Annotated in this window: 15 protein-coding genes; 13 read left to right on the plus strand and 2 right to left on the minus strand. The window is 43.0% G+C overall.

The features are described from left to right. The first annotated feature begins 45 nt into the window (after nucleotides 1-45). The 5 genes from NQ536_RS03075 to NQ536_RS03095 all read left to right on the plus strand — a co-directional run bounded on the left by NQ536_RS03075 (nucleotide 46) and on the right by NQ536_RS03095 (nucleotide 4,496). Nucleotides 46-1,722, plus strand: a complete 1,677-nt coding sequence (locus tag NQ536_RS03075) for a hypothetical protein (protein ID WP_004853755.1) — start codon at nucleotides 46-48, stop codon at nucleotides 1,720-1,722. After that, nucleotides 1,715-2,503, plus strand: a complete 789-nt coding sequence (locus tag NQ536_RS03080; protein ID WP_155803900.1) for a TPM domain-containing protein — start codon at nucleotides 1,715-1,717, stop codon at nucleotides 2,501-2,503. The genes NQ536_RS03075 and NQ536_RS03080 overlap by 8 nt, the downstream gene beginning before the upstream one ends. Before the next feature lie 182 nt (nucleotides 2,504-2,685). Next, nucleotides 2,686-3,018, plus strand: coding sequence for a hypothetical protein (locus tag NQ536_RS03085; RefSeq protein ID WP_004853753.1), 333 nt, complete (start codon nucleotides 2,686-2,688; stop codon nucleotides 3,016-3,018). 162 nt (nucleotides 3,019-3,180) lie between these two features. Next, nucleotides 3,181-4,206: a lysylphosphatidylglycerol synthase transmembrane domain-containing protein gene (locus tag NQ536_RS03090; RefSeq protein ID WP_004853752.1), complete on the plus strand. Its 1,026-nt coding sequence runs from the start codon at nucleotides 3,181-3,183 to the stop codon at nucleotides 4,204-4,206. Then, a complete protein-coding gene (locus tag NQ536_RS03095) occupies nucleotides 4,203-4,496 on the plus strand; it encodes a hypothetical protein (protein ID WP_004853751.1) in 294 nt (97 codons plus the stop codon). Before NQ536_RS03090 ends, NQ536_RS03095 begins: the two co-directional genes overlap by 4 nt. Before the next feature lie 104 nt (nucleotides 4,497-4,600). Here the strand turns inward: NQ536_RS03095 and NQ536_RS03100 are convergent, their stop codons facing one another. Next, the gene (locus tag NQ536_RS03100) at nucleotides 4,601-5,923 is read right to left on the minus strand and encodes a sodium-dependent transporter (protein WP_004853750.1); all 1,323 of its coding nucleotides are present in this window, start codon (nucleotides 5,921-5,923) and stop codon (nucleotides 4,601-4,603) included. Nucleotides 5,924-6,230: 307 nt separating this feature from the next. Here NQ536_RS03100 and NQ536_RS03105 point away from each other — a divergent pair, with 307 nt between their 5' ends. Together NQ536_RS03105 and NQ536_RS03110 are read left to right on the plus strand one after the other, a co-directional pair. Then, complete coding sequence (locus NQ536_RS03105) at nucleotides 6,231-6,797, plus strand: DNA-deoxyinosine glycosylase (RefSeq protein WP_186814608.1); 567 nt, start codon at nucleotides 6,231-6,233, stop codon at nucleotides 6,795-6,797. Nucleotides 6,798-6,989: 192 nt separating this feature from the next. Then, nucleotides 6,990-7,826: an undecaprenyl-diphosphate phosphatase gene (locus tag NQ536_RS03110; protein WP_004853748.1), complete on the plus strand. Its 837-nt coding sequence runs from the start codon at nucleotides 6,990-6,992 to the stop codon at nucleotides 7,824-7,826. A gap of 104 nt (nucleotides 7,827-7,930) precedes the next feature. On the opposite strand, the gene NQ536_RS03115 is transcribed toward NQ536_RS03110, so the two are convergent. Continuing rightward, nucleotides 7,931-8,785, minus strand: a complete 855-nt coding sequence (locus NQ536_RS03115; protein WP_004853747.1) for an ROK family protein — start codon at nucleotides 8,783-8,785, stop codon at nucleotides 7,931-7,933. A gap of 542 nt (nucleotides 8,786-9,327) precedes the next feature. On the opposite strand from NQ536_RS03115, the gene NQ536_RS03120 reads away from it, so the two are divergent. From NQ536_RS03120 to NQ536_RS03145, 6 genes are all read left to right on the plus strand, one after another. Further along, on the plus strand, nucleotides 9,328-10,743 hold the full coding sequence (locus tag NQ536_RS03120) for an MATE family efflux transporter (RefSeq protein WP_004853745.1): 1,416 nt from the start codon (nucleotides 9,328-9,330) through the stop codon (nucleotides 10,741-10,743). A gap of 126 nt (nucleotides 10,744-10,869) precedes the next feature. Beyond that, on the plus strand, nucleotides 10,870-12,306 hold the full coding sequence (locus NQ536_RS03125; RefSeq protein ID WP_044998385.1) for a helix-turn-helix domain-containing protein: 1,437 nt from the start codon (nucleotides 10,870-10,872) through the stop codon (nucleotides 12,304-12,306). Between the two features lie 239 nt (nucleotides 12,307-12,545). Further along, on the plus strand, nucleotides 12,546-14,447 hold the full coding sequence (locus NQ536_RS03130; RefSeq protein ID WP_044998384.1) for a fibronectin type III domain-containing protein: 1,902 nt from the start codon (nucleotides 12,546-12,548) through the stop codon (nucleotides 14,445-14,447). 160 nt (nucleotides 14,448-14,607) lie between these two features. Further along, complete coding sequence (locus NQ536_RS03135) at nucleotides 14,608-15,894, plus strand: glycerate kinase (protein ID WP_004853741.1); 1,287 nt, start codon at nucleotides 14,608-14,610, stop codon at nucleotides 15,892-15,894. A gap of 98 nt (nucleotides 15,895-15,992) precedes the next feature. Then, nucleotides 15,993-17,132: an SLC13 family permease gene (locus NQ536_RS03140; protein ID WP_004853738.1), complete on the plus strand. Its 1,140-nt coding sequence runs from the start codon at nucleotides 15,993-15,995 to the stop codon at nucleotides 17,130-17,132. Nucleotides 17,133-17,268: 136 nt separating this feature from the next. Further along, nucleotides 17,269-17,823, plus strand: a complete 555-nt coding sequence (locus tag NQ536_RS03145; RefSeq protein ID WP_004853736.1) for a flavin reductase family protein — start codon at nucleotides 17,269-17,271, stop codon at nucleotides 17,821-17,823. Nucleotides 17,824-17,924: the final 101 nt, after the last annotated feature.

Genomic DNA, 17,924 nt, shown 5'->3' on the forward strand with positions numbered 1-17,924 from the left:
TTCGTCAATAATCTTTCACAATTTATATTACAGGGGGAAATACATATGATACAATGTGCCGGATGTGGCAGCAATCTGGTATATGATATAGCAAGAAAGAAAATGTACTGCAAAGCATGTGGAAATGAATACGAGCCGGAGATTGTCGACAAGGATGAGGACAGCGAGGAACGCAAGCTTATGGAGCTTACTGTATTCATTTGTCCGCAGTGCGGTGGGGAGATATACAGTACGGATGAATCAGCGACGGGATTCTGCAGTTACTGCGGGGCAGCAACTATGCTTTCCAGCCGGCTGAAAAGTGAGAGAAGACCGGATTATGTGATACCGTTTGCGGTGACGAAGGACATGTGCAAGGCATCATATGCCACAGTCATGAAGAGGGCGATATACGCGCCGAACAGACTGAAACACAGACGAAATGTGCAGGAGTTCCGTGGAATCTACATGCCTTATTGGCTGTGTGATGTTGACCAGAAAGGTAAAACCACTGTCAGGGCGACGGACAGCTATACTTCAGGGGTTGATACAGTCAGTCATACGTATAATGTAAGATGCTTTGCGGATAATCATTACGAGAATATAACCATGGACGCATCATCGCTGTTTCCAGATGATCTCAGCAGCAAGGTGGCACCATTTGACTCGGTGGATATGAAGCCATTTTCCATGGGATATCTGAGCGGATTCTATGCGGATCTGCCGGATGTGGATTATAAGGTTTACAGGGATAAGATAGCGCAGGTGACAGGAGATATGGCGCATGATGTGATGATGAGGAAGATAAAGCATCATCTATGTACATATGATGCTATCGGTGAACCTGAGGAGCCATTGTCAGAAACGATGGATATAAAGATCACTGGAGTAAAAACCGGATTGTTTCCGGTATGGCTTTTGTCATACAAGAACGGAAAGCGTATTGCATATGCAGCGGTAAATGGCAGCACGGGCAAAGTGGCTGCGGATATACCGCTTGATATCGGCAAGTTCCTGCTGGGATGCCTGATAGGAGTGATCCCATTATACTTTTTGCTGAACTTATTTCTTACGGTGAGACCTGGCGTGCTACTGGCATTTGTATCTGCGATAGGTGCGCTTGTGACCATGGTATATTGCGATGAGATGGAGAAGATAGCAGATGTAGAGACACATGAAAATGATCTGGGATTCTTCGCAAGGCACACACTCAATGCAAAGAAAAGTGGAGGCAAGAAGAAAAAGCTACAAACAAAAAAGCTGCAAACAAAAAAGCCACAAAAAGACACAAAAAGAAAAATAAAAAATAAGATAACTTCATTTGTGAAGTTTTCCTGCTTTCTGGAAGTTATACAGCTGATAGTGTGCATAATAGTATTATTCTGCCTGAAGTTTGATATAAATCCATTTCTTTTTAACTGGGATATTATGGGAAAGGCCAGTTATGTTGTGGCATGTATTTCGTGTCTGGTAGCCATTTATGGGGCAGTAAAAGGCATAGTAAACGTGAGAAGAGTAAAAAGAAAAAGTGGCGTCATGGGATTATTTGTTGCATTTGCCACCATTCTGTCTGTAGCGGTCGTGTTGATAAAACCTGTTATGGACAAGTATTATTATGGATGCGTGCTTCTGGTGTGTGCTGCAACCATTCTGACACTCATAGATCTGGTTATCAGCCACAACCGGATGTCCACAAGACCACTTCCACAGTTTGAGTATAAGGGAGGTGATCATCGTGCGTAGAGCGGTAATTACCAGAATGGTGATCACTGTAATGATCATACTGCTGTTTGGGGTTATGGGATGTAATGGTGTAGTGACTGCTCAGGCATCTGAGAAGGATCAGGATGATTCGTATAGTCACCAGCATGAAGTGGTAATCAAAGATGATGCAGATGTGCTGACTGAAAGTCAGGAGGCACAATTGACAGAGACTATGAAGGAGACTGCCCGTTATTGCAATGTATTGTGTGTGACATCGAACCTTATGTACAAATCTACAGCATACCATGCGGAATCTGCCTATAAAAGAGAATTTGGCACCCGCGATGGCGTTATGTTCTTCATTGATATGCGTAACAGACAGATATACATCTATTCGTATGGCGAACCATACAAGATCATAACCAAGACAAATGCGTATACGATAACAGACAATGTCTATGAATATGCAAGCGAAGAGAAATATTTTGAGTGTGCAAACGAGGCATTCAAGCAGATAAATACGCTGCTGGCAGGAGAGCAGATAAGCCGTCCCATGAAGCATATCAGCAACATACTCCTTGCAATAATATTTTCTATATTGCTTAATTATCTTCTGATGAAGAAGACTTCAAAGGTATATGACATGGGTTCAAAAAATCTGCTTACCGGTACAAAGGTTTCATATAACATGAATCATAAATATGATATGATCAGTGAAACGAGAAGTACAAGATCTGGATCCGGCGGTCATGGCGGAATCGGCGGCGGTGGATTCGGAGGCGGAGGCATCGGCGGTGGCGGTGGAGGCCACAGTTTCTAGTCAAAGAGAAGAAAATCTGACAAAATATAAACGATGAAAAATGCTGTGAAGAATTTTCGAAATTCACAGCATTTTATTTTCATAAGGAGGGACCCACGTAAGTGGGAGGATTCCTTGTGAAGTACGCAGACGCCGCGCGAAGCGCCTAACATGCGTCTGCTCCTTAGAATGGACTTGAGGGAATGGGACAGATAGTAGATATAAGCACTTCAGATGAAATGGATAGCGGTGTATTCAAATTTTATCTCGGGGAGCAGGGATTGACATCACTTGATATATTTGGAAATGCAAGGTCGTGGATGTCAGGTGAGGCATACCAGAGCTTTGGAGGATATAGAGAGGGCGCGGCTATCCCTCAGACTGAACATGAGCATACAGGCAGTTCAGATATATACTATGGCGATGAGGAGCCAAGAGTTATAAATAAGATAGTGTATTGCCACAAGGATGGAACAGAGGTTGCGACTCTCTGGGAGGAGAACCAGAATCTGCCGATCCTGAACAGTGAAAAATAGAATGTGTATGCCATACAAAACTTACATTACAAATAATTAAAGTAAAAACCACCCTTTTTTGCCATTTAATTGAATGATCCATGATATACTAGCATTGTGCATGAAGTTCGCACTGTATTTACAGGGGAATTGCCCCGGATATGAAAAAGGATAGTAAGTTAAATGGAAAATAAGAAAAAGATGATGTTCAACGTATTGTTCCTGGTCCTCATATTTGCCGGAACTGTATACGGAGTGTTTCACGGCGAGGATATAGGACAGATATCTGATATACTTCAGACGGTGAATCCTTGGTGGCTCGTACCGGGAGTGGCATGTGTCGTGGTATTTATATGGGGAGAATCAATTATCATACACTATATGATGCGGAATCTTGGCGTGAAGGTAGACCGGGGAACCTGTTTCCTGTTCTCGTCGGTTGGATTCTTTTTCAGCTGCATCACACCCTCTGCGTCGGGGGGACAGCCGGCTCAGATATATTATATGAAGAAAAAGAAGATACCAATCCCTGTTTCCACACAGGTGCTGCTCATAGTGACGATCACTTACAAGCTGGTGCTGGTACTTCTGGGACTTGGAATAGCCATATTTGGACAGAGTTTTATACATACATATATAGATGATGTGCAGTGGGTATTTTACCTTGGGCTTGTACTTAACGTTGTGTGCGTGGTTGGTATGGTGCTGTTTGCGTTCCACCCATCGCTTGCGAAGGCATTTGTGGTGAATGGCGGCAGGCTTCTTGAGCGGATGAAGTTTTTAAGACACAAGAAGTCCCGTGAGGAAAAGCTTGCGGCATCAATGGAAAAGTATAACCAGACTGCGGATTACATGGTAGGACATTTCGGGATGCTGGTGGTAGTGTTCATTATAACAGTTGTGCAAAGATTATCACTATTTGCAGCTACATGGTTTGTGTACAAGGCGTTTGGACTTTCAGGATCATCAGCATGGCTTATCATTCTCATGCAGGGAGCCATAGCAGTTGCGGTTGATATGCTGCCTCTTCCGGGTGGTATGGGAATCAGTGAAAAACTCTTTATGGAGATGTTCTTGCCGATATTTGGCAGCACATTGCTCCTGCCGGGCATGATACTCAGCAGAGGGCTGGGATACTATACAGAACTTATGATCAGTGCAATATTTACAGTGGTGGCAAGCTTTGTGATAGGAAGGAGATCTGAATGAAACCGAGATCAGAGATGAGCATGGAACTATATGATATGATGCTTGACCGGGGGTATCCGGAGGAGTTCTGCGACCTCATAACAAAGAATCTGAATACCGACTTCACTGCCGGAAGGATGATAGGATACCTGTCTCACTATCAGGAGCTGCCACTTGAGGAGATTGTGGATGAGATGCTTTCCATCCTCACAGATAGAAACAGGATCATGCAGAAGAAAAAACTTGAGAGCAATAATGCCGAGTGGAACAGGTTCCTGGAAGAGGGATTTGGACTTTCGGATGATGAATAAACGACACATATCTGGGTGCTGAATAACAAAAAATAAGAAAAAGCAGTCTGCGTACATCACCAGTGTTATACATGGTGATGATCCGTCAGACTGCTTTTGTCTGTTTAGCCTATACCTCCAAGTACGATTCCAAGGATCAAAACAAGCAGACATACAGGACAGTAGATATATTTGCAGATTGGAACAAATTTCTCTGTAAATTTTTTATCCCTGCCGGTGTTGACCTGCTCTTCAACATATTTTTTGCCACATACCCAGAAAAACATGATTCCGGCAAGTCCTGCGCCGAGCGGGCAGATGTAGATGGACAGAATATCCATCCAGTCTGACACGATACCCTGTATGCAGATGGACACGACAACTGCAATGGCACCAATGATGGCGCATGCGGGTTTTCTGCCGACGCTCAATTTTTCCTGAACAGTTGCAATCGGTGCTTCATATAGATTTATAAGTGATGACAGTCCAGCCATAAACACAGCCACAAAGAAGATGATCGCTATGATATATCCTCCCGGCATTGATTTGAACAGACAAGGCAGGAAGATGAACAGCAGTCCGGGACCTCCCTGGTCGAGCTGAGCTCCGGCAGTCGCCATGGCAGGTATTATGACAAGCGCTGCAAGCATGGCAGCGATGGTATCGAAGAGGGCCACGCGTCCTGCAGCTTCCGGAATGTCCTCACTGTCGGGAAGGTAGGAGCCGTATATCAGAGTTCCGTTTCCAGCGACAGACAGTGAGAAGAATGCCTGTCCCAGGGCAAATATCCATGTTTTTGGATCCGCGAGAACCTTCGGTTCTATGCGGAATATGTATTTGTATCCATCTATTGCACCCGGCTGGCATGCCGCGTATATAGCCAGAATGATGAACAACACAAAGAATGCAGGCATCAGGATCTTATTTGCCTTTTCGATGCCATTCCCTACTCCAAACATGAGGATGACGATTCCTATGACGAGGGCTATGATCTGCCACATATTATTGCCAAATGCAGAGGCCATGCCGCCAAATTCAGCACTGAATCCGTCTATGTCAGCTGGAGACAGCGTGCTTCCGGTGAAAGCACCGATCATATACTTGAGTATCCATCCCATGACTACGGTGTAACCGATCGCCATTGCAAGGGCACCGAGCACAGGTATTCCGCCGAGCAGCTCTCCAAGTTTTCGTTTCCCTTTTCGTTCCATAGCGATTCCAAATGCGTCGATTGGTCCAGACCTTGTAGCCCGGCCAAAACTCATCTCGCCAATGACTCCGGTAAATCCTATAAGTACTACAAATATAAAATAGGGGATGAGATAAGATCCGCCCCCGTACATGGAGACCCTTGTGGGAAACATCCAGATGTTGCCCATTCCCACGGCTGATCCGATGCAGGCAAGGATGAACCCCCATTTGTTGTTAAAAGATTCTCTGGTTTTCATGTAATATTCCCTCCAAATATGTTTGTCCCCGCACTGCGCCAGATCTCCTTAACATTGTGAGTATCGTACGAAAATGCGTTAACTTTATTAATATACATGAATTTGTTATGGATGTAAATTAAATTGTTTCCTGCGCATTACCCTCTTGTGCATTACCTCTTGTGCATTACCTCTTGCGCATTACCCTTGCGCATTACCCTTGCGTATTACCAACATGCAGATTACAATATATTAGGCAAAAATGGTTGTGTATTAAAAATGAGCCTGAATTTATTATGGATAGATGTCCGACAAGGGAGGCAGAGTTATGGGATCACAGAACAAAAAATCACAAAAATATGAGCATATAGTACATCCATTTCCACCGCTTTATGATGATGATTCGGAGATTCTTATATTGGGAAGTCTGCCATCAGTGAAGTCCAGAGAGCAGATGTTCTTTTATGGACATCCCCAGAACAGATTCTGGAAGGTTATGAGCAGGGTGCTGGGGGAGGAACTCCCAACCACCATTGATGAGAAGAAGATTATGCTTCATGCACATCACATTGCACTCTGGGATGCTATATACAGCTGTGACATCATAGGGTCAAGTGACAGCAGCATAAAAAATGTAATCCCTACAGATCTTGGGAAAATAATTAGTTCATCGAAGGTGACAAAGGTCATATGTAATGGAAAGACATCCGGGAAGTATTTTTCAAAATACCAGCAGAAAGAACTCGATATAGAACCGGTGATACTTCCATCCACAAGTCCTGCAAATGCAGCATTTTCTGTGGATAAGCTGGTTGAGATCTGGGGGACGGCCATTCCGGATAGCTGTAAATTTCTTGAAACTTTTCAAAAGACGGGTGGTAAAAGCCCAATATAACTGCTCAAATGTAGATATAATGTAAACAGAATCTCAACATTTTCTAAAGCTTAAAAAAGAATGATGTACAATGTAGCAGAATATGTTATTATAAAGGACGCAGCCGGCTGACAGTGACAATTCAGATACAATGATACAAAAGGCTGTAGCAAGGTAATCAGAGATTAAGGTCGGATCAAAAGGAGAGAAAAAATGGCACTTAGTTTTATTGAGATACTTAAAGTAGTGTTCCTTGGTATCGTTGAGGGAATCACAGAGTGGCTGCCTATCAGCAGTACAGGTCATATGCTTTTGGTGGATGAGTTTATCACGCTCGATGCCAGCGACAGGTTTAAGGATATGTTCTTTGTCATCATACAGCTTGGCGCAATACTTGCGGTAGTAACTATTTTTTGGAACAAGATGTGGCCGTTCCAGATGAAAGATAAGACGCAGTCGGTATTCAAGAAGGATACATGGAGCATGTGGTTTAAGACGGTTGTTGCCTGTATACCGGGAGCCGTAGTTACGTTATTGTTTGATGATTTTATTGAGGCTCATCTGCACACCGCAGTGGTCATATCGATAGCTCTTATATTTTATGGAGTTGCATTTATCGTGATCGAGAACTGGAATAAGACCAGGACACCTAAGGTTGAGACGCTGAATGATATTACATACAAAACCGCTTTTTTCATAGGAATGTTCCAAGTGCTTTCGATCATCCCAGGAACTTCACGTTCAGGTGCGACCATCATAGGCGCATTGCTTTTGGGTGTATCCAGAGTGGCAGCTGCGGAATTCACATTTTTCCTGGCAGTTCCAGTCATGTTTGGCCTCAGTGCACTTAAGCTCATAAAGTTTGGACTTTCATTTACCAGTGCAGAGTTTGCTATACTTATAATAGGATGTGTAGTAGCATATCTTGTTTCTATTGTGGTGATCAAATTCCTTATGGGCTACATCAAGAAACATGATTTCAAGATATTTGGATGGTACAGAATAGTTCTTGGAGTTATAGTTCTTTTGTATTTTGCTTTCTTTGCGTAGAATTTTAAATGATGCGATATAAAAATTGGATAAAAATATAACAAACACCCCATAATTTCATTTGTAAATGAGATTATGGGGTGTTTGTGTGTATAGTTTCCGGTTTAGAACAGGTTCATAGCTCCGATGATACCCTGGTTGCCTTCAAGCTTTGCAGGTACAATATACGTGTCCGGATTCTTTACCTGTGGCATATCAATGTATCCGGAGAGAAGTTCGGTGTAATATTTGCGGATCATAGGAAACAGAAATTCATTGGACATGACGCCGCCCCCAAGGACTATCCTTTCAACAGAGTAGCACATGGTATAGTTTACAAGAGCTTCTGCTATATAGTATGCTTCCAGATCCCATACAGGTGAGTCGGCGGGGATGTCTTTGCCCTTCATCCCGGTTCTTCGCTCCAGCATAGGCCCCGCAGCCAGACCTTCAGCACAATTCTGATGAAAACGGCATGAACATGGCGTGCCATCGCCATCACGTCTAGGTATGAGGATATGACCGGTTTCCGGATGCATCATGCCGTGGATGAGATGTCCGTCAGCTATCACGCCGCCACCTATACCGGTGCCTATGGTGAGATACATTCCAGAGCGAAGTCCTTTTAATGCGCCGAATAGGAATTCGCCCCATGCAGCTGCATTTACGTCTGTATCCACAACCACCAGACACTTAAGAGCCTCACTGAATGTTTTATAGAAATTGAATCCCTCCCATGCTTTCTTAGGACTCTTTAAAATGGTTCCATATGATGGGGAATTCTGGTTTACATTTGCCGGTCCGAATGTTCCTATGCCAAGTGCTGATATGTTGTGTTTCTTAAAATAGTCTATCATGACTGGAACAGATTGATCAGGCGTATCTGTTGGAATAGATATTCTGTCTATTATGTTCTTGTTTTCATCACCTATTGCGCATACCATCTTGGTACCGCCGGCTTCGAGCGCTCCGTAGTACATATTTCCTCCTCATCGCTGCAGTAAGACAGCATAAAATAATATAAAAAAGTTATATCTATTATAATATGAAGACAGATACATGTCACGCATAATGGTGCGAAAAAAACAGTAACATGATGTACATTTTTTTGGACACTTGACAAAGTAAGATAGAGCCATATTAGGGAGTGCAGGAGCGGAATGCATTCTAAAAAACGTTTTGTAGATGCAGTTCAAAAGAGTGAACAGGAGGCGTGATTATGTTAAAAGGTTATTTCGTGTCAGATGGATATATGGGATATGTGGACGGTCAGTATCAGTTATTTGCTGATGAGAGTGATTATATAGACTATATTGAGAACTAAAAGGAATGTAACTTGAGTTTATTAGCTAATTAGCCGTTGCGCATTATTATATGTATGTTATGATGCTGTAACGGGTTAGCAGATAAGAGGGTTATATATGCATGTATTAGAATATGTGCATTATTTGTATTGTATAAAGAAGATACTGCGAGACTATGTATGGGTGAATGATCAGAAAGAATAAGACGTAATATATGAATGTCAGAGGAGAACATAGTGGAGAAAGTATTGAACAGTACAGTATCAGAGAAACAATTAAATAGAAAAGAACATGTGATGGATATGACAGAAGGGAACAGTCTGAAACTTATCATGAAGTTCTCGATTCCTTTGCTCATAGGTAACCTGTTTCAGCAGGTCTACAGTGTGGTTGATTCAGTTGTTGTCGGAAGGCATCTCGGGGCAAATGCCCTTGGAGGAGTCGGTTCGGTTGGAATGATAAGTTTCCTGTTCTTTTCTTTGTGTAGTGGGATGGCATCTGGGATAGGTGTTGTCATAGCGAAGTATTTTGGTGCAAAGCGTGATGATCTTGTGCGAAAAGCCATAGCAAATTCCATTTACGTGATATTGGGAGTTGGCTTGCTCATGAGTGTGCTGGGGGTCTGCCTTACGGGGCCGCTCATCAGGCTTATGAACACGCCTGCGGAGACAGTTCCATACGCGTATACATATATGAAGATAACCTGTGCCTTTACGGTGGCAGTAGCGGTATATAATGGAATATCTTCGATACTGCGGGCTCTTGGTGATTCGAGAACTCCGCTGATATTCCTAATGATCGCATCAGTTATAAATGCAGTGCTGGACATAATATTTGTGGTATATCTGGATATGGGAGTTGCCGGAGCTGCGTATGCAACTGTATTCAGTCAGATTGTCTCGGGAATAGGCTCGATAATATATGCAGTGAAAACCAATTCATATTTCAAAATCAGACGAGAAGACTTTAGGGTGGATCACAGTATATTAAAAGCAGATTTCAAGATAGGACTTCCGATGGCAGTCCAGACTTCTATGATATCCATATCGTGCTCACTTCTTCAGGCGCTTATAAATGGATATGGTCCTGCGGTCATGGCAGCTTACACTGCAACCGGAAAGGTGGAGGGGATAGTATTCCAGCCGTTTTCGTCGCTTGGGCTTGCACTTTCGACATTTGCCGGACAGAACATTGGAGCAGGGCAATATGACAGAATAAAAAAGGCTGTATGGCAGGCGGAATGCATAACAATAGGTTTGAGCGCTGTACTCTTTGCTGCAATACTGCTTTTCAGAGAAAACATCATTCATTTCTTCGTGACGGATCAGGAGGTTATCCGCCTTGGCGCAAAGGGCATGGTGATATCGGGCAGCATGTATGTTGCACTTGGAACTATCTATACGTTGAGAGGTGCCTTAAACGGTATGGGGGATGTGGTATTCTCCATGATAAACGGTTTCCTGGAGGTCGGCGGCAGGGTTGTGTTTGCGCTGTTCCTCATGTATGCTTTGGATATGGGATTCTGGGGAATCTGGTATACGAATATATTCACGTGGATAGTCATAGCACTGACAGCTGCGGTGAGACTGATCGTGTATCTGAAAAAGGCACAAAGAAATACTAACCAGATGTAATTATAAAATAATGATGATTAATGAAAAAAGACCGGACATGCTTAGGTATGACCGGTCTTTTATATTTTGACAAAAATCCAGTGCTATATTATTTTAGATATATAACAAATGGGAGATGCAGATCATATGTCAAATGAGATAACAGGAAATACTGCAAAAGAGAAAAGTCTGGATAGTATACACATAAGGAGCATAGTTGTACTTGCCATGTTCAGTTTTGTATTTCTGGGGACAGAGTTTTTCTATGACAATCGTGCTGCGGAAGTGGTGGATGCAAGGAAGGTACTTCTTTATCAGAGCGTGATATTGCTTGCAAGCGTAGTGGGGGTATTCATGTATGCCCTGATCCAGAAAAAGGCAGGAGACAATATTGTAAAAAAAGTGCTTATAGCCTCGAATTTTGTGGGGGTATTTGCACTTGCAGGGATAATGTTCGGAGATGAAAGCATAATATTGTTGTATGGCATAGTGTTCTTCATTATCTGGGGTATGACAGGATGCTGCACATATCATGTTGTGGCTGGTGCATATACGGATAGAAAGCATCTCACTGTGACGGTTGGCATATCATATGCTGCGGGGCTGTTTTTACAGTATATTAATTATAATGTCATAGGAAGCATGACGATACGGCTTGTGGTGTTCATATTGGCTGTCGTGGTAATTGTGACAATATTTATGGTATATAGTGATACAGCGTACGCACCAGAGAAGATAGGGGATGCGGAGCAGAGCGCTGGCAGCAAGTCTATAGCATTTGCGTTCGTGATCGTAATATTGCTCATGACTTTCATATTTTCAGAACTTGACAATATTGTGACACTTGTACATGCAGAGGGCGGTGCGGATATAGGTCAGTGGCCAAGACTTTTCCTGGCGATCAGCGGTATAGCAGCGGGATTGCTGTTTGATATAAAGGATCAGAGATTTATGAACCAGATGATGTATTGTGTAACAGTGCTGTCTGTAATTGCAATGCTGGTCATAGAATTTGGGGGAGCGTTCCTCATAGGACTCATTGTATTTTATCTCGCAGCGGGATTTTTTGTTGTTTATTTCACCACAGGATTTATAAATGTCTCCTACACCATGAAATGGCAGTCATTTTGGGCGGGAGCAGGCAGGGCGATAAATAATATTGGTGCAGGTATTGTGGGAGTTATATCATATGTGATCGTTAAAACGCCGGGGATCATGGCGATGAGCGTCACAGTTATACTGTTACTGGTTTTCATAAGTATAGCAGTGTTTGTGCTTGAGAGCCTTCAAAAGAAACAATATAGACAATATGATGAGGAAAAAGTGATGAGATCATCGAAGAGTTTAAGTGAAAGAACTGAGGTGGACTTTGAACGATTTGCAGACATGCACGGTCTCACTGGCCGTGAACGGGAGGTTTTGCAAAAACTCCTTATATCTGACGAAAGTATACAGAAGATTGCTGATGAACTATATATATCCAGGGCATCGTTATACAGACATATATCATCCATGAATGAAAAGACAGGGACTAAGTCAAGGGTAGGTCTGATACAGTATTATTACAGTTGGCACGAGGAATGACACTATAGACGGGAAAGTGTTGGATGACTAGCCGTGTCAGGAAAATTAAAATGACATTATTGATTAAAAAAATGAGATAAAACTGTCCAAAATTGAATATGAGACATATGTAACGTTACGAAAACGGCAGCAAATGACTATAATCTATGATATGAAACAGATGGGTGGAAGATGCATTTCATCTGTATACGAGAACTATCAAACTATCCTATCAAACTATCATAGAAAGGGGAATGACTATGAAACATTTCAGAAGACTAACATTTTTGCTGTCGTTTATTTTAATTCTGACAGCGGGCGGCGTTGTGGCGATGGCTGCGAACAATGGACCGTGTGAAGATGAGGAAGAGAGCTATGCATATGTTCAGTTTTACAATTCGGAGAAAGACGACATGATATATGTGTACAGCTTCAGAACTCCACAGGAAGGAATAGCGACAAGTGCAAAGGGTGCAGTATATGACAAAAAAACAAATACGCTGACACTCACCAATTGTAATATGCCAGACTATATGCTCAGCATGAATATGATGGGAGACAATTTCAAGATCAAACTGGTTGGTTCAAGTCACATAGGTATGTTGTGTGCCTGGGGATATGGATATGGCGGTTCGGTTGAGATTATTGGTGATGGTAAGTTATATGTCAATGAGGAACAGAAGAAGTCAGATGCCATAGTATTACAGCCGGAAGGAACAAAGTCTTACTTCAGGATAAGTGGGAATGCGGAAGTGTATGTATATGCAGGTAAAACAGATGGAAGTATTGTTATAGCAGATTATACAACTGTTTCTGATTGCTTTGTCGTGAATGGACTCACTGGTCTGAAAAAGGAGCAGGCGTCCGAGATGAGGTATGATGAAATACAGGCGATTATTGTAGACATGGAGAATTCACATGATTGTCACGTATATACAAAGGGCGATAATGGGAAAAAATATACAGTAGAAGATTATGTCAGAACTTACTATAACGATGATGGAAGTATAAAGGCAGAAAATGTTAAGGGATACACGTTATATGAGCTTATGCTGATGCCTGGATATACAGACAAATATTATATGCGTGAAATTGATGCCACGGATGGTGTTTTTGATCCGGAAAAGTACGGTTATACAGATACGGAAGAAAACGTAAATGGGTATTCATACAGATCAACTATGCCGGCAAAAGTATATATTGATCAGAATACTGGCGACCGGTGTGTGTTCATGCGTGATGCAGTAGATGATAGTTATAAAGAGTTTGAAAATTTTAAGTATGATATCAAAGGTGAACTCGGAGATGTGACGGATAAATATGGAAATGTTATGTCGTACTGTATGGTTGAAAGGTCTAAGGATAATGTGAAATTCACAGATGTTGAGTTTTATGATCCTGATTATTTATTGTCACAGGGTTATAAGATTTCAGGTGAACTGGAGTACATAAAGGGACTTTATAAAGTGTACAGCAATGCCAAGTCGGCAGTCCTCACCTCAAAGACCCAGACTGTTTGTAAGCATACATCAAAGGTAAATAAGGTTACGAAAAAGGCGACAATGACGACCGATGGAATCATAACCACAACATGTAAATCTTGTGGCAAGAAGCTTTCAACATCAAAAATCGCCAAAGTGTCTACGGTTAAACTGAGCGCGGTGTCATGTGTATATAATGGCAAAGTCAGAACACCAGCCGTTCAGGTGAAGGATTCAGCTGGGAAGGCTCTGGTAAAGAATACAGATTACAAGGTCACTTACAGTGCGGGGAGAAAAAGTGTAGGAAAATATCTGGTAAAGGTCACATTTGCAGGTTCTAAATATTCTGGAAGTAAAAGGATGGCGTTTGAGATCAATCCAAAGGGAACAACGATAGTAAAGAAGGCGGCAGGAAAGAACAGTATTGCGATAAGATGGAGTGCCCAGAAGGTAGAGACCTCCGGATATCAGATACAGTGTTCGACTGATAGCCGATTCAGGAAGAGCAACAGGACTGCCACGCTGCGAAATAACGCCACGACATATTACAAGATATCAAAATGCAATACCGGCAGCGTTTACTATGTGAGGGTAAGAACATATAAAAATGTGAAGGTGAGCGGAAAAGTTGTTAAAATCTATTCAGCATGGAGCAAAGTGGTTGCGATAAAAGCAAAATAGATGATCAAAAGTAAACGAAGACCAGAAAAATATCACAGCGGGCATTTCATATGACATGGAATGTCCGCATTATTTATATGTGGAAAAATCACCTCAAAGTATTATAATATACGGTGAATTTAGTATTGAGCTAAGAACTGTGAATGGAGAATAATATAATATGAAGAAAATACTCGTGGCAGTGGATTCATTTAAGGGAAGCATGACTTCCATTGAGGCGGGGGAATCCATAGAAAAGGGAATAAAAATAGTACTGCCAGACAGTCAGGTCAGGGTTAGGCCTGTGGCTGACGGCGGCGAGGGTACAACAGAGGCGATTATATATGGAAGAAAAAATGTTAATGCAGAGAAGTGCACGGTGACGGGACCGCTAGGAGAGCGGCTTACGGTGAGTTATATCACATACGATGCAGATGAGGGAAAGACAGCGGTCATGGAGATGTCAGCTGCTGCGGGACTTCCGCTTGTACCGGAGGAGCAGAGAGATCCTATGCGCACAACAACTTACGGCGTCGGTGAGATGATAAGAGATGCGGTCTCAAAGGGCTGTGAGCGTTTTATCATCGGGATAGGTGGCAGTGCTACAAATGACGGCGGGATAGGAATGCTTCAGGCACTTGGCTTTTCTTGCCTTGATGCGGATGGGAGGGATGTGCCCTATGGAGCGGAGGGACTTGGAGTCCTAGAACGTATCATCAGCCCGTATAAACCGGAGAGAGGTGGAAATACTGTAGAATTTTTTAGTGTTGGTGACTCTGGCATGCATAGCGGAGACGACGTAGATGTTGCATTAAAGTTATCTTACTGCACGTTCTTAATAGCTTGTGACGTGACGAATCCACTTGTAGGTGAGCTTGGATGCAGCCGTGTATTTGCACCGCAAAAAGGTGCGGATGCGGAGTCTGTTGAGCTTATGGATGTATATATGAAGCATTATGCTGATGTAGTGGAAAGATCCGCTGAAGGAAAATCTGACAGATACACCCCAGGTTCCGGCGCGGCTGGGGGCCTCGGATATGCATTTCTCATGTTCCTCGGCGGAAAACTAACGCCGGGAATTGATATAGTTTTGTCTGAGACAGGGCTTGAGACAGATGTAGAGTGGGCGGATACAGTCATAACAGGTGAGGGCAGGATAGATGCCCAGACCATGATGGGTAAGACCCCATCCGGAGTGGCAAAGCTTGCAAAGAAACACGGTAAATATGTGATCGCCATAGGAGGATGTCTCGGAGATGGTGCAGAGAAATGTATCAAAGAAGGCGTGTTCAATGAGTGCTATGCGGTAAACAATGTGCTTGGTATAGATGACAGTGATCCGGAGCAGGTGAGAACGGCGATGAAGCCTGAAAATGCTGTGGTGAATCTGACGACGTGTGCCGCAAAGATCACAGAACTTAAGGAACAGATGTCGGCGCGTGTGTGCAGACCTGCACGGCTTAGATAGATATGGTATTTTTACGAGGAGGATAAAAAGATGACAAGAGAAGAATCGTGGGAATTACTCACAGAGTACAACAAGAACGAGTTCAGGACATTTAGACCATGATCCGGGGTATAAAGAAAATCGGAGAATTTGTCCGCAAAGAGACAGTGCTAAGTGTGGCACTTTTTCTGGCAGTGATATCGGCATTTGTTGTGCCTCCGGACAGAGCGTATGTGGACTACATAGATTTCAGGACACTTGCGATACTTTTCTGTCTTATGACGGTGGTTGCGGGATTTTCACAGCAGGGGATTTTTAACATCGTAGCAAAGGGCATGATAAATCGTATGGGGTCACTCATGGCGGTGACATTTGTGCTTGCATTTATGTGTTTCTTTTTCAGCATGTTCATCACAAATGATGTGTCGCTCATAACATTTGTACCGATGACACTTACGGTCCTTGGTATGGCAGGCGAGGAAGTACTCACCAGATGGATGGTGCCGGTGATAACCCTCCAGACTATAGCTGCGAACCTTGGAAGCATGCTGACACCTATAGGCAACCCGCAGAATCTGTATTTGTATGGACTTGCCGGAATCAGTGCAGGCAGGTTTGTATTGCTTATGCTGCCATATACAGTGGCATCAGCAGCGCTTCTTGTGATATGGATCATAGTATGTATGAAAGGAAAAAACAGGCAGCTTGAGATCAGACTCTCGGACGGAGATGTACAGGTTGACAGGAAGCTTGTCGGAATTTACTGCATACTTTTTGTGTTGTCATTGCTCACCGTGGCGCGGATCGTCCCATACTGGGTGACATTTGCGGTAGTGCTTGTGGTTGTTCTTATATGCCAGAGAAGATTACTGCTGAAGGTAGACTATTCGCTGATATTCACATTTGTGGGATTCTTCGTATTTATAGGAAATATGGGAAGGATCGATGGATTTAGGATATTTGTAGAGAATGTGCTTGGCGGGCATGAGATGATCACCTCTGTTATTGCCAGCCAGGTCATAAGCAATGTTCCGGCTGCAGTATTGCTGTCAGGATTTACAGACAGTTACACAGATCTGATAATCGGCACCAATCTAGGCGGACTTGGAACTCTGATAGCGTCCATGGCAAGCCTGATCTCATTCAAATACGTGGCGAGACAGGACAAGGGCGCCAGAGGAAGATATCTGGCATACTTCACATTTGCAAATGTGCTGTTCCTGGCGGTACTAATATGCATTTGGAATATAATAAAATAAACGTGCCTTACGATGAATAATATTCACTGCTGTCGTACATTGTGTAAGACTATTTTAGCCAAAAAATTATTGCCCTTAGATGGCAGTAGTCATAAAATAGAAGGGTAAGTTTCTTCAAATTAAGGAGGCAGATAATATGAGTAAGAATCTTGGTGCAAAACCTATGCTGGTGCCACAGCCGGTCATGATGATCGGAACATACGATGCCGATGGCAATGCAAATGTCATGAATGCGGCATGGGGCGGAATAGTCGGAGCAAATGAGATCATATTTGACCTTGGAAGTCATAAGACTACCGAGAATATAAAGCTGAACAAAGCGTTCACAGTTGCCATTGCTGATGCAGAGCATGTGGCAGCCTGTGACTATGTGGGAATCGTGTCGGCAAATGACGATCCGGACAAGATGAAGAAGGCTGGTTTTACAACCAGAAAGAGCGAGTTTGTAAATGCTCCAGTCATCAACGAGCTTTCTCTGACAATGGAGTGCAAGCTCAAGGAGATCATAGACGGGGACAAGTTCCTCGGCGAGATCGTAAATGTTGTTGCAGACGACCGTATCCTGGGCGATGACGGCGAGATCACATATGAAGAGTTCCATCCTATCGTGTTTGACACCATCGGACATGGATATTTTGCACTCGGCGACAGGGTTGGCGATGCTTTCTCAGAGGGTAATAAGTTGAAGTAGACAAGCTTGTAACTTGGGAAAATCATCAAATTGTACATTGTAACATGAAAAAATTAGCCGTTTTCGGAAGAAAAACCTTAATTTTTCAAGCAAATGTTCAA

This window comes from Coprococcus eutactus (genome assembly GCF_025149915.1).
Classification (GTDB): Bacteria; Bacillota; Clostridia; order Lachnospirales; family Lachnospiraceae; genus Coprococcus; species Coprococcus eutactus.